The sequence below is a fragment of the Granulicella cerasi genome, from assembly GCF_025685575.1.
Taxonomy (GTDB): Bacteria; Acidobacteriota; Terriglobia; order Terriglobales; family Acidobacteriaceae; genus Granulicella; species Granulicella cerasi.
Map to the genome: position 1 here is coordinate 248,591 of NZ_JAGSYD010000002.1, position 23,352 is coordinate 271,942.

At 62.0% G+C, this 23,352-nt stretch carries 20 protein-coding genes; 8 read left to right on the forward strand and 12 right to left on the reverse strand.

Annotated features, from left to right (window positions below):
- Nucleotides 1-35 precede the first annotated feature (35 nt).
- The 4 genes from OHL11_RS06530 to OHL11_RS06545 all read left to right on the forward strand — a co-directional run bounded on the left by OHL11_RS06530 (nt 36) and on the right by OHL11_RS06545 (nt 3,112).
- Nucleotides 36-659, forward strand: coding sequence for a DUF4254 domain-containing protein (locus OHL11_RS06530; RefSeq protein ID WP_263370691.1), 624 nt, complete (start codon nt 36-38; stop codon nt 657-659).
- Nucleotides 660-757: 98 nt separating this feature from the next.
- A complete protein-coding gene (locus OHL11_RS06535; RefSeq protein WP_263370692.1) occupies nt 758-1,339 on the forward strand; it encodes a tetratricopeptide repeat protein in 582 nt (193 codons plus the stop codon).
- A gap of 98 nt (nt 1,340-1,437) precedes the next feature.
- Nucleotides 1,438-2,475 carry a gluconeogenesis factor YvcK family protein gene (locus tag OHL11_RS06540; RefSeq protein WP_263370693.1) on the forward strand — a complete coding sequence of 346 codons (1,038 nt, stop codon included), beginning with the start codon at nt 1,438-1,440 and terminating at the stop codon, nt 2,473-2,475.
- Nucleotides 2,476-2,506: 31 nt separating this feature from the next.
- Nucleotides 2,507-3,112 (forward strand): GNAT family N-acetyltransferase, encoded by a 606-nt coding sequence (locus OHL11_RS06545; protein ID WP_263370694.1) that lies wholly within the window; start codon nt 2,507-2,509, stop codon nt 3,110-3,112.
- A gap of 51 nt (nt 3,113-3,163) precedes the next feature.
- Here the strand turns inward: OHL11_RS06545 and OHL11_RS06550 are convergent, their stop codons facing one another.
- Genes OHL11_RS06550 through rlmN form a run of 3 tightly spaced genes read right to left on the reverse strand, consistent with a single transcriptional unit; the run spans nt 3,164 to nt 6,254 of the window.
- A complete protein-coding gene (locus tag OHL11_RS06550; RefSeq protein WP_263370695.1) occupies nt 3,164-3,679 on the reverse strand; it encodes a DinB family protein in 516 nt (171 codons plus the stop codon).
- A 16-nt stretch (nt 3,680-3,695) separates the two neighbouring features.
- Nucleotides 3,696-5,000: a S53 family peptidase gene (locus tag OHL11_RS06555; protein ID WP_263370696.1), complete on the reverse strand. Its 1,305-nt coding sequence runs from the start codon at nt 4,998-5,000 to the stop codon at nt 3,696-3,698.
- A gap of 21 nt (nt 5,001-5,021) precedes the next feature.
- Entirely contained in the window at nt 5,022-6,254 is a 1,233-nt protein-coding gene (rlmN, locus tag OHL11_RS06560; protein ID WP_263370697.1) for a 23S rRNA (adenine(2503)-C(2))-methyltransferase RlmN, read from the reverse strand.
- Between the two features lie 41 nt (nt 6,255-6,295).
- On the opposite strand from rlmN, the gene OHL11_RS06565 reads away from it, so the two are divergent.
- On the forward strand, nt 6,296-7,588 hold the full coding sequence (locus tag OHL11_RS06565; RefSeq protein ID WP_263370698.1) for a lipid-A-disaccharide synthase: 1,293 nt from the start codon (nt 6,296-6,298) through the stop codon (nt 7,586-7,588).
- Between the two features lie 106 nt (nt 7,589-7,694).
- Nucleotides 7,695-9,650 (forward strand): M1 family aminopeptidase, encoded by a 1,956-nt coding sequence (locus OHL11_RS06570; protein ID WP_263370699.1) that lies wholly within the window; start codon nt 7,695-7,697, stop codon nt 9,648-9,650.
- Here OHL11_RS06570 and OHL11_RS06575 read toward each other — a convergent pair whose 3' ends face one another.
- From OHL11_RS06575 to araA, 8 genes are all read right to left on the reverse strand, one after another.
- Entirely contained in the window at nt 9,651-10,856 is a 1,206-nt protein-coding gene (locus tag OHL11_RS06575; protein ID WP_263370700.1) for a chitobiase/beta-hexosaminidase C-terminal domain-containing protein, read from the reverse strand. It abuts the gene before it with no gap.
- Between the two features lie 58 nt (nt 10,857-10,914).
- Nucleotides 10,915-11,463, reverse strand: a complete 549-nt coding sequence (locus OHL11_RS06580) for a 3-hydroxyacyl-CoA dehydrogenase NAD-binding domain-containing protein (RefSeq protein ID WP_263370701.1) — start codon at nt 11,461-11,463, stop codon at nt 10,915-10,917.
- Nucleotides 11,464-11,467: 4 nt separating this feature from the next.
- Nucleotides 11,468-11,614 (reverse strand): hypothetical protein, encoded by a 147-nt coding sequence (locus OHL11_RS06585; RefSeq protein ID WP_263371277.1) that lies wholly within the window; start codon nt 11,612-11,614, stop codon nt 11,468-11,470.
- A gap of 111 nt (nt 11,615-11,725) precedes the next feature.
- Nucleotides 11,726-13,306 (reverse strand): 4-alpha-glucanotransferase, encoded by a 1,581-nt coding sequence (gene malQ / locus OHL11_RS06590; RefSeq protein WP_263370702.1) that lies wholly within the window; start codon nt 13,304-13,306, stop codon nt 11,726-11,728.
- 234 nt (nt 13,307-13,540) lie between these two features.
- Complete coding sequence (locus tag OHL11_RS06595; RefSeq protein ID WP_263370703.1) at nt 13,541-15,511, reverse strand: peptidylprolyl isomerase; 1,971 nt, start codon at nt 15,509-15,511, stop codon at nt 13,541-13,543.
- 245 nt (nt 15,512-15,756) lie between these two features.
- Nucleotides 15,757-16,956: a BON domain-containing protein gene (locus OHL11_RS06600; RefSeq protein WP_263370704.1), complete on the reverse strand. Its 1,200-nt coding sequence runs from the start codon at nt 16,954-16,956 to the stop codon at nt 15,757-15,759.
- 157 nt (nt 16,957-17,113) lie between these two features.
- On the reverse strand, nt 17,114-18,226 hold the full coding sequence (locus OHL11_RS06605; RefSeq protein ID WP_263370705.1) for an aldose epimerase family protein: 1,113 nt from the start codon (nt 18,224-18,226) through the stop codon (nt 17,114-17,116).
- 30 nt (nt 18,227-18,256) lie between these two features.
- The gene (gene araA, locus OHL11_RS06610) at nt 18,257-19,750 is read right to left on the reverse strand and encodes an L-arabinose isomerase (RefSeq protein WP_263370706.1); all 1,494 of its coding nucleotides are present in this window, start codon (nt 19,748-19,750) and stop codon (nt 18,257-18,259) included.
- 118 nt (nt 19,751-19,868) lie between these two features.
- Here araA and OHL11_RS06615 point away from each other — a divergent pair, with 118 nt between their 5' ends.
- The gene (locus OHL11_RS06615; protein WP_263370707.1) at nt 19,869-20,555 is read left to right on the forward strand and encodes an L-ribulose-5-phosphate 4-epimerase; all 687 of its coding nucleotides are present in this window, start codon (nt 19,869-19,871) and stop codon (nt 20,553-20,555) included.
- Between the two features lie 71 nt (nt 20,556-20,626).
- Nucleotides 20,627-22,222 carry a ribulokinase gene (locus OHL11_RS06620; RefSeq protein WP_263370708.1) on the forward strand — a complete coding sequence of 532 codons (1,596 nt, stop codon included), beginning with the start codon at nt 20,627-20,629 and terminating at the stop codon, nt 22,220-22,222.
- Here OHL11_RS06620 and OHL11_RS06625 read toward each other — a convergent pair.
- On the reverse strand, nt 22,219-23,331 hold the full coding sequence (locus OHL11_RS06625) for an MFS transporter (RefSeq protein ID WP_263370709.1): 1,113 nt from the start codon (nt 23,329-23,331) through the stop codon (nt 22,219-22,221). The genes OHL11_RS06620 and OHL11_RS06625 overlap by 4 nt on opposite strands.
- Between the last annotated feature and the right edge of the window lie 21 nt (nt 23,332-23,352).

Consider the following 23,352-nt stretch of genomic DNA (forward strand, 5'->3'; position numbering starts at 1 on the left):
AACGTGCGCGGTCGCGTTATGCTGTGAAGCGAGACATGCTTCCAGCCACCGAGATCGTCCGCCTGCACCAGCAAACGAACGCGCATTGGCATGATGCTGCGCAATCGTTCGCGGCTCCGCAGCCCGACACCTTCGCCGCACTCGTGCTCCAACAACATCGCGCTAATTTCGACCTCTGGCATCGCGAAGATGCAGCGCGCGACACGCATGCGACCGACGCCGCTATCGCCGAGGTGAAGCACGACATCGACCGCCTCAATCAACGTCGTAACGATCTCGCCGAGCGCATCGATGAGCAGCTTCTGCGCGAAGCAGGCTCTCAACCCGCCGACGCCGCGCTGCACTCCGAAACGCCTGGCATGATGATCGATCGCCTTTCGATTCTGTCGCTGAAGATCTTCCACACGGAAGAAGAAGCCGAGCGCGCCGATGCTGAACCGAGCCACCGCGAGCGCAATCTCCGCCGCCTGAACGTACTGCGTGAACAGCGCGACGACCTCACAGGTTGTCTCGACGAACTATGGGCCGCCGTGCAGCAGGGCCAGCGCCGCTTCAAGCTGTATCGTCAGATGAAGATGTATAACGATCCCACGCTGAATCCGGTGCTCTACGGTCGCCACGAATCTTCCTCCGACGACGCGACACCCGCCGCGAGTTGACCCCGAGGCTGCTGGCCTCGTATAACACCGATGCAGCCCTACATTACGCTGTAGACGATCACAGCACCTTATCTCTAACCCTCGAGTTCCCTTCAAGCATGGCCACAAAGTCCGCAACTACGAAGTCGACCACCCCTAAAGCCGAAGTCAAGCCGAAGCGCGCCAGCAAGACGATCGCCGGTGACGTGGTCAACGACGATGCCGCTCGCAAGAGCATCCTCGCTCTCTACGAGAGCGCGCTGAAGCTGATGCAGGCCGGCAAGTACGACAAGGCCCACGCCGCATTCGACGAGATGCTCGCCGAAGCGCCGCAGGATCTTGGCGACCGCATCCGCATGTACATCGCCGCATGCGTCGCACAGATCAGCAAAGGCTCGACCGAGTTCTCCACGCACGAGGAGCGCTACGATTACGCGATCTCGCTGCTGAACCAGGGCCACTACGAGGACGCACGCGAGCACTTCAACGAGATCATCCTGAAGGACAAGGAAGCCGACTACGCTTTCTACGGCCTCGCGCTGCTGGCTTCGCTCACGGGCGAAACCTCGCACTGCATCGAGCACCTCACCGAAGCGATCCGCCTCAATGCGCAGAACCGCTTCCAGGCCCGCTCGGACTCGGACTTCGAGCCTGTGGCTGACGACCCTCGCTTCACGGAACTTCTCTACCCCGAAGCGTAAGACTTCACCCAAATGCGAACCCGTCCATCGCTCGCGCGGTGGACGGGTTTTTCATGCGACACAACTCCCCACAGCCACCTGCTCTACACTGATCGACAATGTCGCAGACCGCACATTCTCAGGCGCTTCGCGTTGTCGCTATCGGCGGAGGCACCGGCCTCTCCACGCTGCTCCGCGGACTGAAGCGGTTTGTGTCGCCGCCGCCCGGCGCGCCCACGCCGCAGGATTCGCGCTGCAAGGATGCTCCGTGTGTCATCCACGACCTCTCGGCCATCGTCACCGTCACCGACGACGGCGGCTCCTCGGGACGCCTGCGTGACGAGTTGAACATGCTGCCCCCCGGCGACGTTCGCAACTGCCTCGTCGCCCTCAGCGAAGACGAACACCTGCTCTCGCGGCTCTTCCAGCATCGCTTCCAGCATGGCGATCTCGGGGGCCACAGCTTCGGCAACCTCTTCCTCGCCGCACTGACAGAAATCTCCGGCGACTTCGCGCAGGCCGTGCAGACCTCCTCCCAGATTCTCGCGACCCGCGGACGCATTTACCCCTCAACGACCGTCAACGCGCGCCTCTCCGCGATCATGGACGACGGCTCGATCGTTCGCGGCGAGACGAACATCACCCAATCGAAGCGCAGTATCTCGGAACTTCTGCTTGAGCCGTCCAATGCCGCGCCGATGCCCGAAGCACTTGAAGCGATCGAGCAAGCCGACCTGATCACCATAGGCCCGGGCTCGCTCTACACCTCGCTCATCACCAATCTACTCGTGCGCGGCATCCCCGAAGCGATGGCATCGACGAACGCGACACGCGTCTACGCCTGCAACCTGATGACGCAGGCCAACGAGTCGCTCGGCCTCTCGGCTTCGCAGCACATCGAGAAGATCTTCAACCACGCGCATGGACGCATCTTCGACTACGCGCTGATCAACACTGCGCCGATCCTGCCGGCAACGCTGGAGCAGTACGCGCGTGAAGGCCAGACGCCGATTGAAGCAGACCTCGAACGCATCCGCGCGCTCGGCGTGGAGCCGATCGTCGGCAACTTCGTGCATGAGGGCAATGTGCTGCGCCACAACTACGACAACGTCGCCGAAGTCGTACTCGCTATCGGCCAACGCGGCCGCATCGCCTAGCACATTCGCTCTGCGGTACCCTGAGACTGCTATGGAATGGATCGATACCCCAGTTCTTGATGGCCAGTACGTTCGCCTCGAACCGCTGAGCCCGCGTCATCTCACGCTCGTAGAAACCATCGCGCTCGAGGAGCAGACGTGGAAGTACATGGCGAACCCGATCCTCGATCGCAAAGACCTGGAAACCTGGGCCAAGCAAGGATGGGAGCAACAGGAAGCCCACACGATGATGCCCTGGGTAACCTTCGCAAAGTTTCCCGATGGCAGCGAGATCATCGCAGGCGGCACGCGCTTCCTCGACATCAACCTCAAGGACTCCAGCGTCGAGATCGGCAATAGCTGGATCACGCCTCCGCTGCGTGGCACAAAGGTCAACGCGGAGGCAAAGTACCTGCAGTTGAAGTTCGCCTTCGAAACCTTCGGTTGCCGCCGCGTGGCATTCAAAGCCCACGGCAGCAATCTCCGCTCCCACGCCGCCATCAAAGCGCTCGGCGCAAAGTATGAAGGCACCTTCCGCGACCACATGCTCATGCCCGACGGCAGCTTCCGCGATACGGCGTGGTTCTCGATTCTGAAGAGCGAGTGGCCTGAAGTGAAAAGCGGCCTCGAACGCCGCCTCGCAGCGCCGCTCCCGTAGCGCAATTCGCCTCACGATAAACGCGGAGACAGTTCATCCTGGCTCCGCGTTTTACTTTGGGGAGGCCCGCATCGCACGAATCACCGCGAGGTGATGATCTTCATGCTCCGCGACGAAGTACAGATGATCCACGATGCCCATCGGCAGCTTCATCCGTGGATGCTCCACCATCGCGGTGATCTGCCTTGGATGCAACGTTTCCAATCGATGCAGGAGCAGCATACGACGTGCGCGGAACCGCTCGAGAAGATCGGTGATCTCGCTCGCGTTGTGGTTCGCTTCATCCGTCTGCTTGTTCTGCAGATCGGTGGGCGTCAACTGCTGACGCCCCTGCACATAGTCTTCAACGCGTGCGAGCCAAAGGGGCTCGATGTCACCCAGATGCCCGACATGCTCCTTGATCGACCATCGCCCTTGAGGCTTCTTCATCAGCGATGTGCCTACGGAGCTCACCTCTTCCGCCAGTCGATCCGCGGCGCTGGACAATCTCTCGACGACCGAGGGATACACCTCAATCGACAACGGGAACGCAAACTTCCTCTCAAACCACGCAGTCGGCTGCGACACAACGAGTCTCCTTCGGTTACGGCAGAGCCGCCAACGCTTCCAGCATCACCTTGCCGTTCGGCACACCCAGGCCCGTCAGGTAGTCATACCCCGGTCCGGCCTTGCACTCATCTCCGCAGTCGCCGTTCGTGCCTTCGGTGATGTCCATGAACGCACTTGGCGTCGACTTCCCTACGCTGTACAACGCGGCCAGTGTGCCCGAGCCAAACTCCTTGCTCTCAAACTGCGAGAGCGGCTTCTTGCCCTGCTGCACGCGCATGGAGTTTGCCGTCGCGAGAATGCCCGCCCACATGGGCGCGCCAGCGCTCGTGCCACCGCTCTGGTGCCACAGCGGAGCCTCTCCGCCCTCAGGGTTCACGTTGGAGTTGTAGACCGCGATGCCGATCTTGCCGGTCGCATAGAGGGCCACATCCGGCGTGCCGCGCATATGCAGCTCATCGCCGGGTAAGCCGTATGCCAACTGCGCCTGTGGCTCCTTCACCGCAAGCGACGTGCCGCCCCCCGTGCCGGTTGCATGCTCCTTGTCGGACTTCTTCGTCCACGCCACTTCGCCGAGACGCTCGCCCATTTCATTCGTGGTGATCGTGGTTCCGCCGACACCAACGACCTCCGGCAGCGACGCAGGCCAGCGCGCCGTATGCGCGTGGTCGCCACCTGCAGCTACGTACACTGCGCGGTTGTCGCTGTAGAATTTCTCGTTGTCGAGATAAAGCTGCTTGTGGTCGGCACGTTCGGGTTCGGCGAGCGACAACGACACCACCGTCGCTCCATGCTCGAGCGCTGCTTTCACGCACAGGTTGTAATCGGACCACGAGCCCGTCATGCCTTCTACAAGCATCAGGTGCGCCGCAGGAGCCATCGCATGGGCCCACTCCATGTCCATCTCTTCTTCGCCGTAGCTATGCGGCTTGCCGTCGTCATTCGGCGTCGCACCGAGCGTCGGCTTCCAGTGGCTTGGATCGCCGCTCTGCACCGCCACCTGCGTAAGGCACTTGTTCTTGAAGCTGCACTGCGGCAAACCGAATCGCGACGAAAAGACCATCAGGTCATGCTCGATCACAGGATTGTGATGCGCGCCGATGATCGCAATCGTCTGCCCTTCGCCCATATTGCGCACGCCGTTGAAGTGATAGAACGCCCGCATCTGTGCAGGACCCAGCAGCATGTGCTCCGGATGCTTCTTCGAGTACACAACATCCGTGATGCGCGCCGTGGGCTGCGCTTCATCCACCGTGATGACAGAGGGAGCTTCCTTCTGCGCAAACGCAGGCAGACACACAACGGCTAACGCCAGGCCACAACGTACAAGCAAGGAATTCATGCGTCCAGCGTAAATGATGCTCTAGCTAATCGACACCAGCTGCGGCTGCTCTTCCGCCACCGTGCGCTTCAACTGTCCGCACGCCGCGTAGATGTCGCGTCCACGCGGACGGCGAATGTACGTCGCGATGCCGCCGTCGATCAGCATCTTCTGGAAGACCGCGACATCCTCAGGCTTGGGCTGCGTGTATGCGATGCCCGGGCCCGGGTTCCACACGATCAGGTTCACCTTCGCGCGTATGCCCGCGAGCAGCGCCAGTACCTCACGCGCGTGTACCGGCTGATCGTTCACGCCGCCGAGCAGCACGTACTCAAACGTCACCCACTCGCGCGTCTTCAGCGGAATCTTCAGCACCGCTTCGAGCAACTGCGCGATGTTCCACTTGCGCGTGATCGGCATGACCTCTTCACGCACCATATCGTTCGACGCGTTCAACGAAAGCGCCAGCTTCGGGCGCACTTCCTCAGCGGCGAAACGTTCGATGCCCGGCAGAATGCCCGAGGTCGACACCGTCATGCGCGACTCCGGAATACCGATGCCCTCGACCAGCAAACGCACGCTCTTGATGAAGTGGTCGTAGTTGAGGAACGGCTCGCCCATGCCCATGAACACGAGGTTGATGCGGTCCTTGCCCATCTGAATGCCGTGACGATTCAGCACCGCCGCCACCTGCCCGGCGATCTCGCCAGCGGTCAAGTTGCGCTTGATGCCGAGCTTCGCCGTCAGGCAGAACTGGCAGTTCACCGCGCAGCCTACCTGCGACGAAATGCAGATCGTTGCACGGCGGAATCCATTCGCCGCCAGCGTGCCGAAGCTCGACCGCGGCCGTCCCGCAGTCATACGGCGATCCCAGAAACCCTTCGACTCCTCCGCAGTGACAGCCTCTTCGGCAGATACATCTTCGCCCTGCTCTTCTTCAGCAGCCTCGGAGCCATCGCCGCGTTCGCCGCCATCACCGTCGGGCATCCACACGGTCTCTACGGTCTCGCCATCTGCCATGCGCATCAGGTAGCGCTCGGTGCCATCCACGGACTTCGCCGTCTGCACGATCTCCGGCAGGCCAATCGTCTGCTCGTCGTGGATCAGCCGATCTCGCAGCGACTGCGAAAGCGTGGTGATGTCTTCCACCGACGCCACGCGCTGCTTGTAGAGCGCCTCGAACATCTGGCGCGCGCGATACGGCTTCTCCCCCATCGTGGAGAAGAGTTCCGTGAGTTCAGCCAGGTTCAATCCGAAAAGCGCGCGTGTGTCCATCTCTTCTAGGATAAACGGCTTCCTGCTACCCTCGACAAGGAATGTCCTCGCCCCAACAACCGCGCATCTTTCTCTCCGCCGGAGAAGCCTCTGGCGACGCCTACGGCGCGGCGATCATCCGCGAACTCGCCAGCCGCCTGCCCGGCGCCAGCTTCACCGGCCTCGGCGGCGTGCAGATGGAGTCCGCCGGCCAGCAGCGCGTCGTGCGCGCCGAAGACGTCGCCGTCATGGGCGTCACCGAAATCCTGCGCCACATCCCGCGCATCTACGCGAGCTACCGCCGCCTCGTCGCATCGATCAAGCGCCAGCGGCCCGATGTCGCGATCCTCATCGACTTCCCCGACGTGAACTTCCGGCTCGCCAAGCACCTGAAGCGGGCGGGCGTGCCGGTCATCTGGTTCGTCAGCCCTCAGCTCTGGGCATGGAAGCGCAGTCGCCTGCGCTGGGTGCAGCAGCGCGTCGCGAAGATGATGGTGATCTTCCCCTTCGAGCAGACCTTCTACGCCAAGCGCGGCGTGCAGGCTGAGTTCGTCGGCCACCCGCTGACGGAGTTGCCGCCGATCACCAGCACGCGCGAGGAGTACGCCGAGCGCTTCGGCCTGGACCCCGCAAAGACGTGGATTGCGCTGCTCCCCGGTTCGCGCTGGAAGGAGATTCGGGCGAACCTGCCTGCGTTGCATGAGCTCGCCATGAGCGACCTCATCGCCAGCACCGCCGCGCACACCACGCTCGGCTGGAACGGCGTTGAAACGCCCGAAAACCCCGCCGCCTACACGAGCTTCGAGTTCCTGCTGCCCTACGCCACGACCATCAAGCCTGACGATCTGCGCGCCTACATCGCGGAACTCAACCGCGAGCACCTGAAGTACTTCGGCCCCGAAGCCGCAACGATGCGTCTGACGCTCGTGCCGGACGCCCGCGAGGCGATGACGCATGCGCGCGCCTCCGTGGTCGCCAGCGGCACCGCCACAGTGCTTGCCGCGCTCGTCGGCAACCCATTCGTGGTTGTCTACCGAGTCTCGTCGCTCACCTTCGCGCTCGCGAAGAAGCTCGTGGAGTACCCGCAGGAGATGCGCACGCCGCTCGACGCCGCAGGCAACCTGCCTGTGGCGATGGCGAACCTCATCGCCGAGCGCCGTCTCGTACCCGAGTTGTTGCAGGGGCGCTTCACGGCGCAAAACGTAGCGCTCGAGCTTTCGCAGATCCTTCCGGACGGCCCGGCACGCGATCGCCAGATCGAGGGACTTACCGCCGTGCGGGAAAGCCTCACCACCACCGGCCCGACGGCCACCGAACGCGTCGCAGACGCTGTTGCGCGTCTGCTGAGTGCCTAAGCCCTATCTTTCGGCCCCGCTTGCGCACCAAGTAAGCCGTGTGCGACAAAGTAGCGTCTAACCTAGAAGTCGGCAGTCCAGGCTCAGGAACTTGCTCCGAGGATTCATGATCAAGCGACTCACCCTCCTTTGCACGCTCACCCTTGGTTCGTTCACAAGCCTGCACGCGGCCGTGCCGACGCGCGCGCAGGTCGACGTTACCGGATACGTCATTCACGCCGACCTCGACCCCGCCAGCGGCCAACTGAAGGCCACCGTCGCCGTCACCTTTACCGCGCTCGATGATCTGAACTCCGTCCTCTTCGGCCTGAACAACGGCCTGCAGGTCGCCTCAGTCACCGACGCCACGAACGCCGCACTCACGCCGCAGCGCAACGCCGCCGACTCCACCGTCGCCATCGCACTCACGACGCCCATGGCGAAAGGTTCCTCGACCACGTGGACCTTCACCTACGCGGGCGCGCCCAACGCCGACACCAGCCCTATCACCGGCATCAACTTCGTCTCGGTCAAAGACCCGATCAGCGTGCTGCTTTACCCTGGCCGCTGGTTCCCCATCGCTATGCCCGGCCTCTATACCGACCGCTTCACCGCAGAGACGCACATTACCGTCCCCAAGGACGAGCGCGTCGTTGGCTCCGGCTTCGTCGATCGCAAAGACGCAGGCAACGGTCGCACCGAGTACACCTTCAACTGGACCAAGCCCGGAATGCCCGGAACGATTGTCGCTGGTAAATTCCTCGCGCCTGTCACGCCTACGGGCATTCCGAATGTCCGCGTCTACACCACCGAGGCCAGCAAAGATCGCGCGCAGGACCTCGGCATGAACACCGTGAAGGCCTTCGAGTTCCTCTCGAACGCCTTCGGCCCCGCTGAGTCCGGCAAACTCGAAGTGGTCGAGCTGCCGACTGACTCCGTCAGCGCGAACTGGGGTCCTGAGGTCGTCGCGCTGCGCCCCACCGCCAGTCAGCGCCTCACCACCAACATCGTCGCGCACCAGTGGTTCGGCTCCATGATCTCGCCCCAAACGCTGAACGACGCGTGGATCACCAACGGCCTCTGCCGCTACTCGGAGCTACTCTTCCTTGAAGATCAGAACGGCAAGTCCGCGCTGCAGGCAGCAATCACCGACACCTCCGCCGCTGCGCTGGCGTACGATACCGACCCGCTGACCACACTCGCGCGCGTTGATCCCTTCTCGCCGCAGTTCCAGGACGCCACCTACGACAAGGGAGCGATGGTCTTCCACATGCTCCGCCGGGAACTCGGCGATGACGCGTTCCTGAAGTTCGTGCGGGGCATGCTCACACAGTTCACCGACAAGCCCATCCGTACCTCGCAGGTGCAGCGCGTCGCCGAAGATTTCACCGAGTTGCCGCTCACGGCCTTCTTCTCGCAGTGGCTGGACGGCACAGGTGCGCCGGAGTTCACCAATAACTACTCGGTCTTCCGTCTTGGCAAAGGCAAGGGCTTCCGCACCGTCGGCTCTGTCACGCAGGACCTTGATCTCTTCTCCATGCCCGTGCAACTGCGCGTCGAAACCGAGGGTAAGAGCGAAGACCGCCGCGTGGACCTCTCCGGCACCGATGCAAAGTACTCCATCGAAACCTTTGGCAGACCGCGCCGCATCATCCTCGACCCGGAGAATTGGCTGCTCAAGAGCTCGCCTGATCTCGCGGTGAAGATCGCCATCCTGCGCGGCCAGCAGGACCTCGCACAAGGCGATCAGGCGGGCGCGATCGCGGAGTATCAAAAAGCTCTGCAGAATAACCGCGGCTCTTCGCTCGCAAACTATCGCCTCGCTGAAGTCTTCATGCAGCAGCACAACTACCAGACAGCCGCGAACAGCTTCCGCGACGCTCTACGCGGTGACGGAGATCCGCGCTGGGTCGAGGTCTGGAGCCACGTCAACCTCGGCAAGATCTTCGACATTACCGGCCAGCGCGAGCGCGCTGTGAACGAGTATCGTCAGGCCATCCAGACGAACGACAACACACAAGGCGCCATCAACGAGGCCCGCGCCTACTCGCAGAAGCCTTACAAGATCGCCAACGACGAGTAGTCACTTCACATCCGTATCCGCCGCTACAAACGCCAGCGCTGTCATCCCCTGCTTGATGATGGCGTTCTTTCCGCCCTTCGCTTCCATCGTTTCTCCGCCAAAGAGCGGCACGACTTTCTCGCCAACCTGCACACCATGCACCTCGAAAACGAGGTCTCCGGGCGTGCTCAGTCCGTGCCCCTGATCGGCGTTCGTCAATTCTGCGACAACCTTTGAGCCCTTCGGCGCGATCACCTTACCGCCGAACTTCAAGTCATCATCCAGCACAATCGCAGGGTCATCTCCCACGGCCGCTTCTTTGCTGCTGAGCTCCTTGCTGAAGGACACACGTAACGGCGTTCCCGCTCGCAAAATGCCGTCCGTCGGCACCTGCGTCGTCGTCTCCATCGGCTCAGACTTCGTGCCGTTCACCTCGTAGTCTGCGATCTCGACCGAGCTCCGCATGTAGTTCGGACCAATCGCCATGACTTGCAGATGCGTCGTGTTATTGATCGTGATCGGCCCGCGATACCTTGCAGAGTGCGTCGTAGGGGTCCAGCCGTTCGTCGTGTAATACAGCGTCGCGTAGTGCGTATCGCTCTTCAACTTGATCTTCGTACCCTTGTTTACCGTTCCCGGCTCTGCGGAGAACGTCGGCTTTTCCACGCCGAGCGCATTACCGAAGGTTGGCCGAATCATCATCGGAGGCGGCTCACTCGCTACAGTCGCCGCTGAGACCTCCGCGGAGGACGTCGAGTTCTTCTGCGCAGCTTCCTGACCTCCTGAGGCGAGCGCCGCTGTGCGGTAGAGTCCGTTCATCCGCTTCAGCGCCGCAGGGCTCGATGAGAGCGAAGCCATCTGCATCACACCCTGCACCTTCGACGCATCCGTGATCGAGAGGTTCCTCGCGCGCACCAGCGCGTTGAGCATCGCACGCTCATGCTGGATGTTGCTCATCTGCGTGATGAAAATCATGTTCTGCTGATTGGCCAAATGCAGCGAGGACATCTGCGACATGAACACCATCGACGCCTGCATGTTCATACCAATCATCTGGTTCATCGCCATGGCCATCAACTGCGCAGAGTTTTGAATCGTCATCGCCTGTTGCTGCGCGGCCATCATGGCCATAGAAGCCTGCGCTTCAGGCGGGATCCCGGGAGTGGCACTGAACTGCGCAGTAGCAACGGCAGAAAACAGGAATGCGAGAGCCACAGCAGGCTTCATCGATGGAACCTCTCTCAGCTGGAAGAATGATCCAACATAGCATGAAGTCCGCTCTCGACTAAAGTTCCGGCCGCAGCACGTTCTTCATCAACTGCGGCTGTTCCACATCGGGGGAAAGAGTCGCCGTGAGCCTCATCTGCTGCGCGAGAACGATCACGTCCTCCAGCACAGCCTGCTCCACAAAGCGCGAGCGCATCACGAGCACTTCCCCCTGCAGCAGGTCGCCGCTCTCCGCACGCAAGCCAACGCATTTCCCTTGGCGATAGGTGCAGCTTGCGAGGTCCGTAATGCTCAGCGTCTGTGTGGGAGTTACGAGCACTGTACGCGGAGGGGCCATGCGGTCGAGCAGCGAGAAGATCTCCAGCTTGGACTCAAGATCATCCGGCACAAAGTCGATCGCCACGTCCGCATCGGCGACAGCTTCTTCCACCGTCAATGCGAAACGCACACCGCTCACGCCAGCTTCGGCGTACTCGTCTTCCGCGCGGCGAAGCTTGGAGGGCATCACGTCTTCGAGCACAACGTCGAAGCCCGACTGCGCGCAACGCAAAGCGAACGCGCGTCCGGCCACGCCGGCGCCGATCACCGCAACCTTCTGTACGGGCATGGAGCTACTTCAGCGCTTCGAGTACCGAGTTCACGCTCGGGTCCGAGTTCTTGATGTACTCGCTCACGCGCGCCTTCTCTTCAGGAGTCAGCACCTGGATCGTCGTCAGAATGCGACGCAGAGTGACAGCCATATCGTCAACGTAATTCATGGTGCGGATTGCTTCACCGGAAAGAGGCACGCGGTTGGTTCTCCTGGAACAAGATACCGCCAGTCTACTCCTTCATCCGCGCGGAGTTCTGCACAGGACGCGCAATGAAAGCTACTTCGTCGCGCCCTCTTCCACCCGCAGTGCGGCCTGGTCCGTGGGCTGCCCTGCCGTGTCGCCCTCGATCGGCTTCTGGTAGCCATCGCGGTCCGTCATCTCCATGATCGCCGCCATCTGCGCCGCGAAATCCGGGTGCAGCGCGTCACGATGATAACGCCATGACCAGTTCCCCTCCGGCAGCGACGGCGTGTTCATGCGGCCATCCGAGCCGAGGTGCAGGATGTCCTGCAACGGGAAGATGCAGGTATTGGCGACCGATGAAGCCGCGCACTTGATCATCGCCCACACGATCTGCCCGTCGTGCTCGATGGGATGCAGATACGTCTGCACATTCGCGCGCTCGATCTCGTTCACGTCATCGCGCCACCAGCCCAGCGTCGTATTGTTGTCATGCGTGCCGGTGTAAACGACGGTGTTCGGCACCATGCGGTGCGGCAGGTAGAGATGACCGCCGCGATCGCCGAATCCAAACTGCAGGATGCGCATGCCCGGCATGTTGAAGAACTCGCGCAGCTCGTCAACCTCCGGTGTGATGAGACCGAGGTCTTCCGCAAGGAACGGAAGCTCGCCGAAGATCTCTCGCAGGCGATTGAACAACGCATGACCGGGGGCCTTGATCCATTGGCCGTTCAGCGCGGTCTCTTCCTCCGCGGGGATCGACCAGTACGCCTCGAAGCCACGGAAGTGATCGAGGCGAATCGCGTCGTAAAGCGCCAAAGCACGACGAATACGCGCAACCCACCAGTCGAAGCCACGCTCTTCGAGAAGCGACCACTTGTAAAGCGGATTGCCCCAACGCTGGCCGGTCACCGAGAAGTAATCCGGCGGCACGCCTGAAACCCGGATGGGCATGCGCTTCTCGTCGAGTTCAAAGATCTCAGGATGCGTCCACACATCGGCGGAATCGTACGACACAAAGATCGCAACATCGCCGAGAATCTTGATGTCCTTCGCCTCGCAGTAGCGACGCAGGTCACCCCACTGCTGGTCGAAGAAGAACTGCACCACCTCTTCGGTCGCGATCTCGCGCGAAGCCTCATTCATGAACTGCGTCATCGCATCGGCCTTGCGAAGACAGAACTCCTCGGGCCACTCATTCCAGCTCTTATATTCGAACTTGCGACGCAGCACGTTGAAGAGCGCGTAGTCCGTCAGCCAGGCAATGTTGTCCTGCTTGAACCGCTGAAAGCGCTGCTTCTGCTCGGGACTCGCGTTGTCGAGAAAGTTCGCCGCAGCTTCTTCGACCAGCGGCAGCTTCTCGTTGAAGACGCGGCCGAAGTCGCAGTTGCCGTCATGCCCAGCAAGGCCGGCGATGCGCTCCTGCGTGAGAAAGCCGTCGCGCACCAGGAACTCGAGCGAAATCAGCTGATAGTTGCCCGCGAACGCTGAGAGCGCGGAGTACGGCGAAGAACCGTAGCCCGTGGGCGAGAGCGGAAGCACCTGCCAGAGTCGCTGTTTCGCTGAGACGAGGAAGTCGGCGAAGTCATATGCCGCAGGGCCGAAGTCGCCCACGCCACCATAGGACGGAAGGCTCGTAATGTGGCACAGGACACCTGAAATTCGTTCGCTCGTCAACGTCTGCTCCCGCGCGCTCCGGGCGCGCTGCTCTCAGCATAGGACGTAAGACATACCTCACAGGATGGATGAATTCTCTGACGTATCTTTCGCAGCAATGGAGCTTTTCACCGCACCGAAACGAACGGGTGCTCCCTGTCTCGATTCTGAGACAGGGGTTGGCCGGCATCATGCGCACCCAGACGCAAAAACGCGACGCCGAAGCGTCGCGTTCGTTGTCTTCTTGCGAAGAGGTTAGTTGCCGAACGGTCCACCCGGCATTTGCTTCTTCGAGTAGACGATAGCGCCACCCTTTTCGTACTTCTGCATCAGGTCGCCCGCGAAGATGCCGAAGACTTCCTGCTGCTTCTGCTGCAACAGCTTGTCCTTGGTCGCCGCGAAGTTCTTCGCGATGTCATCATCGGTGGGCTGCTGCTTGTCGGTGATCTGCAGCACTGCCGCGCTTGCACCCGAATTGATCGGACCGGAAACCTGGCCCTTGTTCAGGTCGAATGCGACAGCAGCTGCGCCGTTCATCGCGCCAATGCCCTGTACCTGGCCATCGCGGCCAACAAGGTCGGAGCTCTTCACGTCGAGGTGCATTTCAGCAGCGGCCTTCTTCAAGTCGCCCGAAGCCTTCGCTGCGTCCGCCAGCTTCTTCACCTGCTGGTTCAGCAACTCAGGAGCCTTCTGCTCCTTGTAGTCGTCCAGAACATGCGACTTCCAGTCAGCGAACGCCGGTGCGTGGGCTGCCTTCACATCTTCCACCTGGAAGATTGCGAAACCTTCACCGGTGGAAGCGGCCTGCGGAGCTGCACCCTTGGTCGCGGCAAACGCGGCCTTCAACACGCTCGTCGAATCGGCGAGCACACCGATCACGCCGTCCGCACCGATGTAGTCGGTGGTTTCAACGTGCAGATTGTGCGCAGCAGCGGTGGCGTCGAGGCCCTTGGACTTCGCTTCGGCAGCGAGCTGCGTAGCGTAAGCCTGAGCTGCGGTCGCGGACTTCTGCGCGGCAAGCTGTGCGGCGATCGTGTCATGCACTTCGCTTAGCGGCTTTGCATGAGCGTTGTCCTTCGCGATCGTCTGGATGATGTGGTAACCGAACTGCGAGCGAACCAGATCAGAGGTCTGACCGGGGTTCAACGCCATCGCAGCCTTTGCGTACGCCGGATCCAGCGAGCTCGTCGGGATCATCGGCAGTTCGCCGCCCTTGTCCTTCGAGCCGGGGTCAGCCGAGTACTTCTTGGCGAGCTCCGCGAAGTTGCCGCCGGCCTTGAGCTGCTTCAGCACATCCGCAGCCTTTGCCTTCGCGTCAGCGTCGGTCTTGGCATCAGCACCCTTGGGCGCAGTGATGAGGATGTGGCGCGTCTGCACCTGCTCCGGAACCTTGTACTGGTCCAGGTGGCCGTTGTAGTACGCCGCAATCTCTGCGTCCGTCGGCTTTGCAGCAGCATTCGGTACATCCGAGTTCGAGAACGCAAAGAGCTTGATCTTGCGCTGCTCGGGGATCGCCGTCGCGTAACGCGATGCGCTCTGCTTGAAGAACGCTTCGAGCTCCGAGTCGCTCGGGTTGATGGTCTTCTTGATGTCGTCAGCCGAGATCGTCGCGTAGTCAAACTTGATCTTCGTACCGGTCTTCAGGTACTCCGTACGCACGGCAGCGTCCGCTACCGAAACACCGCCGCTGACGAGGGCCTGCAGGCGCTGAATCTCGAGGTCCGACTTCACTTCCTTCTCGAAGTCGGCCACCGAGATACCGAAGTACGTCTGGACGAAGTCCATGTACTTCTGGTCGCCGATGAACTGTCCGCTCGGGAAGAGGTACTGCGCGAAAACGCCCTTCTGCAGCTCGCGACGAAGATCGTCGTCGGAAACTTGCAGGCCGAGGCGGTCAGCTTCGCGGAGCAGCACAGCACGCTCCACCTGCTGCTGGCCCACACGCGACATCAGGAACGACGCGTAGAAGCTCGGCAGGTTCTGGCGGCGCATCTGCTGCTGCACTTCGCGGTCGACGTCCGCCATGCGGATCGGCACGGCTTCGCCGGTCAGGCGGCCCCACAGTCCCGGAGCACGAACCGTCGCAAACACCGTGGCGTCGTTCGCTGCGTTGTTATCAAAGATGCCGGGAACGAGCGTAATGACCATCGTGACGATGGCAGCGCCGATAATGAGCCACCAAATTGCTTTGGTGACACCGTTGTCCTTCTGCAGAGTGCGAATCATGCTGGGCTAACAACCTTCAGTAGGGCGCACATACGCCGCGTCGCGAGCGGGTACGCCGGCCTCATGGGATTTTGGGAGCGAACAAACGAACGCGATCAAGTACAAACGACCGGTCGCTATGTCCGCAAGAGGCTCACACCAGAGTATAAATCAGGCGTTTGCGGGAATGTTGCCGAGCGTCACGCCAAAATACGAAGGCCGCACCCATTTCCCGGGTGCGGCCTGCATTTTCTTTTCGCCGAAGCTTAGTACGGGTACGGCGAGTAGTATCCGCGACGATAGTACGCCGGCGGAGGCGGCTGCTGCGGTCCCGGGCCCGCGCCATACGCCAAACGCTGCATCTCCGCCTGCGATACGGTCCGAACCTCCGCCGGAGCGGCCAGCGTAAAGCTCAGCACGGCTTCCGGTGCGACCAGCACGCGTCCGCCAGGGCCGCCCGCCGAAGCCGCAACGCCTGCGCCGGCGCCCACCGCTCCACCGACGACGGCACCTGCCCCGCCGCCAACCGCTGCACCGAGAAGCGCGCCGAATGCTCCAAGGCCGACCGCGTTCCCCACCGTGTGGCCGGTCTTATCCCGTCCCTGACGCATCCAGATGCTTGACTGGATCGGATACACCTGCCCGCCGAGAATCACGCTGTTGATTTGTAGTGCGAGCTGCCCCTTGCCCGAAAGCGCCTTCGCCTTCTCCGCATCGACGACCACGCCGTTCACTTGTGCACCGCGAGGAATCGCGACCACATTCGGACCGAGCACATCATTCATCAGGATGCCGGTAAACGGCGTGCCCGGAGCGATGTGGTTCGAATCGATCCCGCGGTTGATGCGCACCGAAATCAACTGCCCTGCCGGAACCGTCACCGGCTGGCCGCCAACCTGACCACCTTGGGGCGCGTTAGCGTAGTAACCGTTGCCACCGTTGCCGTTGTAAAGCGGGCGACGACCCGAGGGCGGCGGAGGCGGAGGAGCCGAACCGTCCGCAGGCATGTTTTCAGCCATGCCGGTCTCCGAGGAGGTCGAAGGTGCTCCCGGAGCGTAGCTGCCATCCTGCTGCGGCACGAGCGGCTGTCCTTGTGCGTCTACCGGAGGGCCATCTGGAGCGGGCTGCCCCGGAGCCGCAGCGTCTGCGGTCTGGGTTCCGTCGGTCGGCGGCGGGGTGTCGCCCAGCGCGAGCTGATCGACGACCTTCTTCACGCCCGACACGCGGGCCACAATGTTCTCTGCCTTCGAGCGCAGCGCTTCATCATGCACATTGCCCGAAAGCGTGACGACACCATAAGTCGTCGAGCTCTGGATGTTCTGCGAGGCCAACTCCGGCGCATCCGCCAGCGCCTTCAATACATTGGCTTCCACCTGCGCATCGGGCACGGCAGTCTTGCTCTGCGCACCTGCCACTGCGGCAACCATCAGGGTCCCCACCAATACTCCGGACCGTAAACGAGTCATGGACGTAAGCCTCCAACTTTCAGGCGCGCGTTTGCCGCTGCGCCATCTGCTACTTCAGACGCTCATTCACCGAAAAAGTTCCGGTGCAGAAACCGCCGCGGAAAACAGATGCGCCTCACCGAGGTTCGATGAGGCGCATCCGTTGCCGTGTTGGCTGCTACTTCGTAACGCTGAACGTGAAAACCGTGCTCGAGTGCATTGTCTCGCCCGGCTTCAGCTCCGTCGAAGGGAACGACGGCTGGTTCGGCGAATCCGGGAAGTGCTGCGTCTCCAGGCAGAAGCCACCGTTCTTCACGTAGGCCTTGCCGCTGATGCCGGTGAGCGTGCCGTCGAGGAAGTTGCCGGAGTAGAACTGCACACCCGGCTCCGTGCTGGTCACGGTCAGCGTGCGGCCCGACTTTGGATCGACCGCCTTCGCCACCAGGTGCAGCGTGTTCGTCTTCGCGCTCAGGACAAAGTTGTGATCGTACCCACCAGCGGTCTTCAACTGCTGATCAGCTGCATGGATGCGCTCGCCGATTGTGTGCGGCTTGTTGAAGTCAAACGGCGTTCCGGCAACCGGTGCCAGCTTGCCGGTCGGAATCAGCGTCGCGTTCACCGGCGTGGTGGCGTCGGCAGCGATCATCATCTGTTCATCGAGCACTGTTCCACTTCCCTCGCCGGCGAGGTTGAAGTAGGAGTGGTTGGTCAGGTTGACCACGGTGTCCTTGTCGGTCGTGGCGGTGTAGTCAATGTGCAGGCTCGACCCGACCAGCGTGTACTTCACGTGCGCGGTCAGCTTACCCGGGAAGCCCATATCGCCGTCCGGGCTGACCAGCGTGAACTCCACACCGTTCGGCAGTTCCTTACCCTGCCAAACCTTCTGGTCGAATCCCACCTTGCCACCGTGCAGCGCGTTGCCATTGTTGTTCGTCGGAATCTCATACGACTTGCCGTCGAGCGAGAACCTGCCGTTCGCGATACGGTTGCCATAACGGCCCACGATCGCGCCCATGTAAGAGGTGTTCTTCGGGTTCTCGTACCCGGCAACATCCTTGAAGCCGAGCACCACATCCGCAACGTTGCCGTTCTTGTCCGGCGCGTCGATGCTCACCACATGTGCGCCGAAGTTCGTCAGCTTCACGGTGAGCTGCGCGTCGTGCAGCGTGTAGAGAAACAGCGGCTGCCCGTCGGCGGACTTGCCCCAGCTGTCCTTCTTGACCTCGCCCTGCGCCATCGCACTCGTCAGCACAAGACCCGCTGCCATCGCCATCGATACTGCCTGCTTCATTCTCTGCATCTCCTCGTTCCCGTGCCGGACTTAGCGCAGCTTGTAGGCCGCATCGCTCCAGTGAAGCTCCTGCCGCAGACGATGAATCTGCGTCTCGCTGTCGATGCGCACAAACTCGATGCCCGCAATCTCGGCGAAGTCCGCCAGATGCTCCATGCGCAGCGCCTGGCTGAAGCCCGTATGGTGCGCGCCGCCTGCGTAAATCCACGCAGAGGCCGCAATTTTCAGGTTCGGCTTCGGCACCCACAAGGTACGCGCCACAGGCAGCTTCGGCAAGTCCTGCTCCACAGCCACCACGTCGATGTCGTTGGCGATCATCCGGAAGCGATTGCCCATGTCCACCACCGTCGCGACCACACCTGCGCCCGGACCCGAGGTGAACACCAGACGCACCGGATCAGCCTTGCCGCCGATGCCCAGCGGATGCACTTCCAGCGTCGGCTTGCCGACACCGATCGTCGGACAAATCTCCAGCATGTGCGAGCCAAGAATCTTCGGCGTGCCACCGAAGTCATAGGTGTAATCCTCCATGAACGACGTGCCGCCATCCATGCCCTCGGCCATCACCTTCATCACGCGCACCAGCGCGGCCGTCTTCCAGTCGCCTTCACCGGCAAAGCCGAACCCATCGGCCATCAAACGCTGTGACGCGATGCCCGGCAACTGTCCCATGCCGTGCAGGTCTTCAAACGTATCGCTGAAAGCACCGAAGCCGCCATCGACAAGAAACGCTCGCAGACCAAGTTCGATGCGCGCCGCGACAGCGAGCGAGTCCGGACGATCATGCTCGGGCTTGATCGTGTAGCTGTCGCGATACTCCTCAACAAGCTTCGCCACGTCCGCATCGGTGAACTCCGCCATGCGGTCAGTGAGATCGCCAATGCCGTAGCCATGCACCTCATAGCCGAAGACCCGCTGCGCTTCGACCTTGTCGCCGTCGGTCACGGCGACGTTGCGCATGTTGTCGCCGAATCGCGCCACCTTCAAGTGCTGCGACTCATGCCAGCCCGCAGCCGCACGCGTCCATGCACCGATCTCGGCAAGCGTTTCGTCGTCCTGATAGAAGCCCACCACCACCTTGCGCGCCAGGCGCAGACGCGCCGTGATGAAACCGAACTCGCGGTCGCCGTGCGCGGCCTGGTTCAGGTTCATGAAGTCCATGTCGATGGTGGAGTAAGGCAGCTCGCGGTTGTACTGCGTGTGCAGATGCAGGAACGGCTTGCGCAACTGTGAAAGCCCGCTGATCCACATCTTCGCTGGCGAAAACGTGTGCATCCACAGCACCAGGCCGATGCAATTCTCATTGCTGTTGGCCTCGATGCAGAGCTTCGTGATGCTCTCCGCAGAGACCATCACCGGCTTTGCCACAACTTTCACCGGAATGTGCGAACTCTTGTCGAGCGCCGCGGCAATTTCCTGCGCGTGCTCGGCCACAGTTGCCAAAGGACCGGGACCATACAGGTGCTGGCTTCCGGTTACAAACCAAACTTCACGAGAGCGGGACGAGGCAACGGCGGTAGTCATAACGCTCACGAGATTACATGCCCCGAGCAAGGACGTGCCACCATATTTTCCGGCGCGAAAGATATTTGCCAACCGTCCTGCGGAACCAGTATGTTTGCGCGAAGGATTATCTCTGCACATGCTTGAAAAGCTGAAAGAAGAAACGCTCGAAGCCAACCTTGACCTCGTCCGCCGCGGACTCGTGCTCTACACATGGGGCAACGCCAGCGGCATCGATCGCGAGCAGGGTCTGGTCGTCATCAAGCCGAGCGGCGTTGACTATGACTCGCTTCGCCCTGAGCAGATGGTCGTCACCGACCTCGAGGGTAAGGTCGTCGAAGGCACGCACCGCCCTTCGAGCGATCTGATGACCCACGTTGCGCTCTACAAGGCCTTCGAAGGTATCGGTGGAGTCGTGCACACGCACTCCGAAAATGCTACCGCATGGGCGCAGTCCGGCCGCGACATCCCCGCACTCGGCACCACGCATGCGGACTACTTCCACGGCCCCATTCCCTGCACGCGCGAGCTCACCGATGATGAGATCAACGGCGAGTACGTCCTGAATACCGGTCTCGCCATCATCGAGCGCTTTCAAGAGATCGACCCACTCGCTGTTCCCGGCGTCATCGTCGCAGGTCATGCGCCCTTTGCCTGGGGCAAGAACGCCATGGACGCAGCGCATAACGCGGTCGTGCTCGAAGCCGTCGCCAAGATGGCTTTCATGACCGTGATGCTCAACGAAAAGGCAGGCGTTTCGCAGGCCCTGCTCGATCGCCATTACTTCCGCAAGCACGGCGCCAACGCCACCTACGGGCAGAAGTAGCCCCCCCTTATCGATCCGCGCAGAAGACCTGCGTTTCGTATCACCACCGCTCTCTAAGGAACACACGCACCATGGCCATTGCAGCAGGAGCAGATTTCGGCACCCTCAGCGTTCGAGTAACGCTGCTTGACTCAGAACGCGGCCGCCTCGGCACCGCCACCGCGCCGTATCCGCTGCATCGCCGCCGCGAAGACCCTGACTACGCTACGCAGTCTCACGATGACCAGATGAATGCGCTCGTCGCGGCAACCAGGCAAGTCATCGCAGACACCGGCGTCAACGGCCAGGAGATTGTCGCCTTCGCGCTCGATACCACCGGCTCCAGCGTGCTCATCGTCGACGAAGCCATGCAGCCGCTCGGCGAGTACTACCTGTGGTGCGACCATCGGGCACACAAGGAAGCGCGCCAGATCACCAGGCTCGCGCACGAGACCAACCTCGAAGCCATCGAGTGGTGCGGCGGCGTCTATTCGCATGAGTGGGGCTGGGCGAAGCTGTTGCATTGGCTGCGCAACGCTGCACCTGAAGAGCGCGCAAACTTCGGCACTGCGCTCGAGCACTGCGACATGGTCGCGGCCACGCTCACCGGAGTGCAGAGGCCCGCAGACCTGAAGCGCTCCGTCTGCGCGATGGGCCACAAATGGATGTGGAATCCGAAGTGGGACGGACTGCCCAGCGAAGAGTTCCTCACGCAGCTCGATCCCCTGCTCGCGGGCGTTCGCGAAAAGATCGGCGGCGAATACCTCACCTCCGATCACCTCTATGGCGGCATCAGCGAAGAATGGGCCACAAAGATGGGCCTCAAGCCCGGAACCATCGTCCCCGTCGGCGCCTTCGACGCACATTGGGATGCGCTCGGTGCAGGCTGCAAGGAAGGCGATGTCGTCAACGTCGTCGGCACCTCCACCTGCATCATCGCAATGGCGCAGAAGACCGAACTCGTCCCCGGAGTCTGCGGTGTCGTGCCCGGCAGCGTGCACCCGCAACTCACGGGTATCGAAGCTGGGCTCTCGGCCGTTGGCGACATCTTTGAAGCCATCGCCAAGCGCGCCAATACGACGGTGAAAGACCTCGCCAAGGGGCTGGAAGATTACCGCGCCGGACAAACAGGCCTCCTCCGCCTGAGCTGGGACAACGGCGACCGCACCGTGCTCGTGAACCCGGAGCTCGGCGGCGTCACGCTCGGCTGGAACATGATCCACACGGCGCAGGACGAGCTTCACGCAGCGATCGAAGGCACCGCCTTCCACACACGCATCATCCTTGAACGCATGGCCGAGTACGGCGTGCCCGTCGAGCGCGTCATCAACGGTGGCGGCATCCCGCAGAACAACCTCACACTCAACCACATCTACGCCAACGTGCTGAACAAGCCCGTACTCGTTCCCGACGGCATCCCCACCAGCCTCGGATCGGGCATCGTCGCGCTCACTGCGGCGGGTGTTTATCCGTCGATCGAAGCTGCGCAGGAAAAGCTCTGCCTGCCCTTCCGTACGTACATGCCGCAGCCTGAGGCGGTTGCGATCTACGAGCGCTTGTATCAGCTCTATCGCAAGGTGTACTTCGGTCTCGGCTCAGCCGATGCGCCCGCCGTCGCGCTCGGCGAAGTGCTGCCGGAACTCCGCCGCATTGCGAAAGACTCGCTCGCACAAAGCGCGTCGGACTAGCGCACATCCTCACGGCGCTGCGCGGCCACCAGCCCCAGCGCCAGCACGACGCCCGCCACGGCCATCGATCCAAACGCCGTCCGCAGCGACTCCGTACGCAACGCGATGCGCCCGATGATCCACGGCAACAGCGCGCTCCCGATTCCTGCTGAGACAAAAACCACGCCGCGTCCGCGCAGCGTCATCGCCTCCGCCAGCACAGCCGGATAGATCGCCGACACGCCCATCGCCGCGACGCCTGCCGCAAGCACCATCAACATACCGCTCTGCACCACGACCAGCGCCCATGTGCTCAGCGCACACATCGCCATCGTCAACGGCAGTAGCAGCCAATGCGGCTTGCGATCATGCAGGACCTTCGCAGCGACTACGCGCCCGAGCAAAATGCCCGTCCAAAAGACGCTTCCAAGCGGAAGCACGCCAAGCCACCACGAGCTCTGATACCGCGCCGCGTAGCTGGGCAGCCAGTTGGCCAGCCCCGTCTCGATGCCTACGGCCAGCAGCGCGAGGAACGCCAGCCCCGCGAGCAGACGCGGCCTCGCCACGGCCTCCCGCACGTCTTCACTCGCCGCCTGCTCCGCTCCTCCGCCTTGCGCAAAGGCGTACATCGCCGCGATCGCAAGCGCGGCGGCCAGACATTGCCAAGGCAGGATCGCCAACCGGGCCTGCGAGATGTGCGCGGTCCACCATCCGGTGCACGCTGCGCCGATCGGCCAGAAGATGTTCAGCAGCTCCAGCCGCGAAGCGCGCTCATGCTCCTCGCACCCTTGCCCCACGAGCACATTCGCCATCGTCATCGCGATGCCGAGCCCGAGGCCATAGACCGCCAGCCATGCGAGCATCCACGCACCGCCGAAACTCAGCAGCGCGGCGGCAATCGCCGTAATCAAGCCACCCCAGGCCAGTCCGCGCATCGGACGCCGCCACGGAATCATCGGCCCTACGAGCTGCCCGCCAAACTGCACGGCCAGCCCCGTCGCGGTGTTTGCCAGATGCAGCTCATGTCCCCGCGCCAGCGCCGGCAGCAACACGCCCTGCAACACAGTCGCAATCCCTGTCACGAAAAACAGAGGATAGAGCCACAGGATTTTGCGTGCGCTGGAGTTCATAGGACGTCCTCTATTGTGCGC

What these genes read in the sequence shown, in the direction of transcription:
- OHL11_RS06595 (WP_263370703.1), bottom strand. Translation starts at nt 15,511, where the DNA reads ATGATTCGCACTCTGCAGAAGGACAACGGTGTCACCAAAGCAATTTGG.
- OHL11_RS06530 (WP_263370691.1), top strand. Translation starts at nt 36, where the DNA reads ATGCTTCCAGCCACCGAGATCGTCCGCCTGCACCAGCAAACGAACGCG.
- OHL11_RS06555 (WP_263370696.1), bottom strand. Translation starts at nt 5,000, where the DNA reads ATGAATTCCTTGCTTGTACGTTGTGGCCTGGCGTTAGCCGTTGTGTGT.
- OHL11_RS06625 (WP_263370709.1), bottom strand. Translation starts at nt 23,331, where the DNA reads ATGAACTCCAGCGCACGCAAAATCCTGTGGCTCTATCCTCTGTTTTTC.
- OHL11_RS06585 (WP_263371277.1), bottom strand. Translation starts at nt 11,614, where the DNA reads ATGAATTACGTTGACGATATGGCTGTCACTCTGCGTCGCATTCTGACG.
- araA (WP_263370706.1), bottom strand. Translation starts at nt 19,750, where the DNA reads ATGACTACCGCCGTTGCCTCGTCCCGCTCTCGTGAAGTTTGGTTTGTA.
- OHL11_RS06570 (WP_263370699.1), top strand. Translation starts at nt 7,695, where the DNA reads ATGATCAAGCGACTCACCCTCCTTTGCACGCTCACCCTTGGTTCGTTC.
- OHL11_RS06600 (WP_263370704.1), bottom strand. Translation starts at nt 16,956, where the DNA reads ATGACTCGTTTACGGTCCGGAGTATTGGTGGGGACCCTGATGGTTGCC.
- OHL11_RS06605 (WP_263370705.1), bottom strand. Translation starts at nt 18,226, where the DNA reads ATGAAGCAGGCAGTATCGATGGCGATGGCAGCGGGTCTTGTGCTGACG.
- rlmN (WP_263370697.1), bottom strand. Translation starts at nt 6,254, where the DNA reads ATGGACACACGCGCGCTTTTCGGATTGAACCTGGCTGAACTCACGGAA.
- OHL11_RS06620 (WP_263370708.1), top strand. Translation starts at nt 20,627, where the DNA reads ATGGCCATTGCAGCAGGAGCAGATTTCGGCACCCTCAGCGTTCGAGTA.
- OHL11_RS06615 (WP_263370707.1), top strand. Translation starts at nt 19,869, where the DNA reads ATGCTTGAAAAGCTGAAAGAAGAAACGCTCGAAGCCAACCTTGACCTC.
- OHL11_RS06540 (WP_263370693.1), top strand. Translation starts at nt 1,438, where the DNA reads ATGTCGCAGACCGCACATTCTCAGGCGCTTCGCGTTGTCGCTATCGGC.
- OHL11_RS06575 (WP_263370700.1), bottom strand. Translation starts at nt 10,856, where the DNA reads ATGAAGCCTGCTGTGGCTCTCGCATTCCTGTTTTCTGCCGTTGCTACT.
- OHL11_RS06545 (WP_263370694.1), top strand. Translation starts at nt 2,507, where the DNA reads ATGGAATGGATCGATACCCCAGTTCTTGATGGCCAGTACGTTCGCCTC.
- OHL11_RS06580 (WP_263370701.1), bottom strand. Translation starts at nt 11,463, where the DNA reads ATGCCCGTACAGAAGGTTGCGGTGATCGGCGCCGGCGTGGCCGGACGC.
- OHL11_RS06535 (WP_263370692.1), top strand. Translation starts at nt 758, where the DNA reads ATGGCCACAAAGTCCGCAACTACGAAGTCGACCACCCCTAAAGCCGAA.
- OHL11_RS06565 (WP_263370698.1), top strand. Translation starts at nt 6,296, where the DNA reads ATGTCCTCGCCCCAACAACCGCGCATCTTTCTCTCCGCCGGAGAAGCC.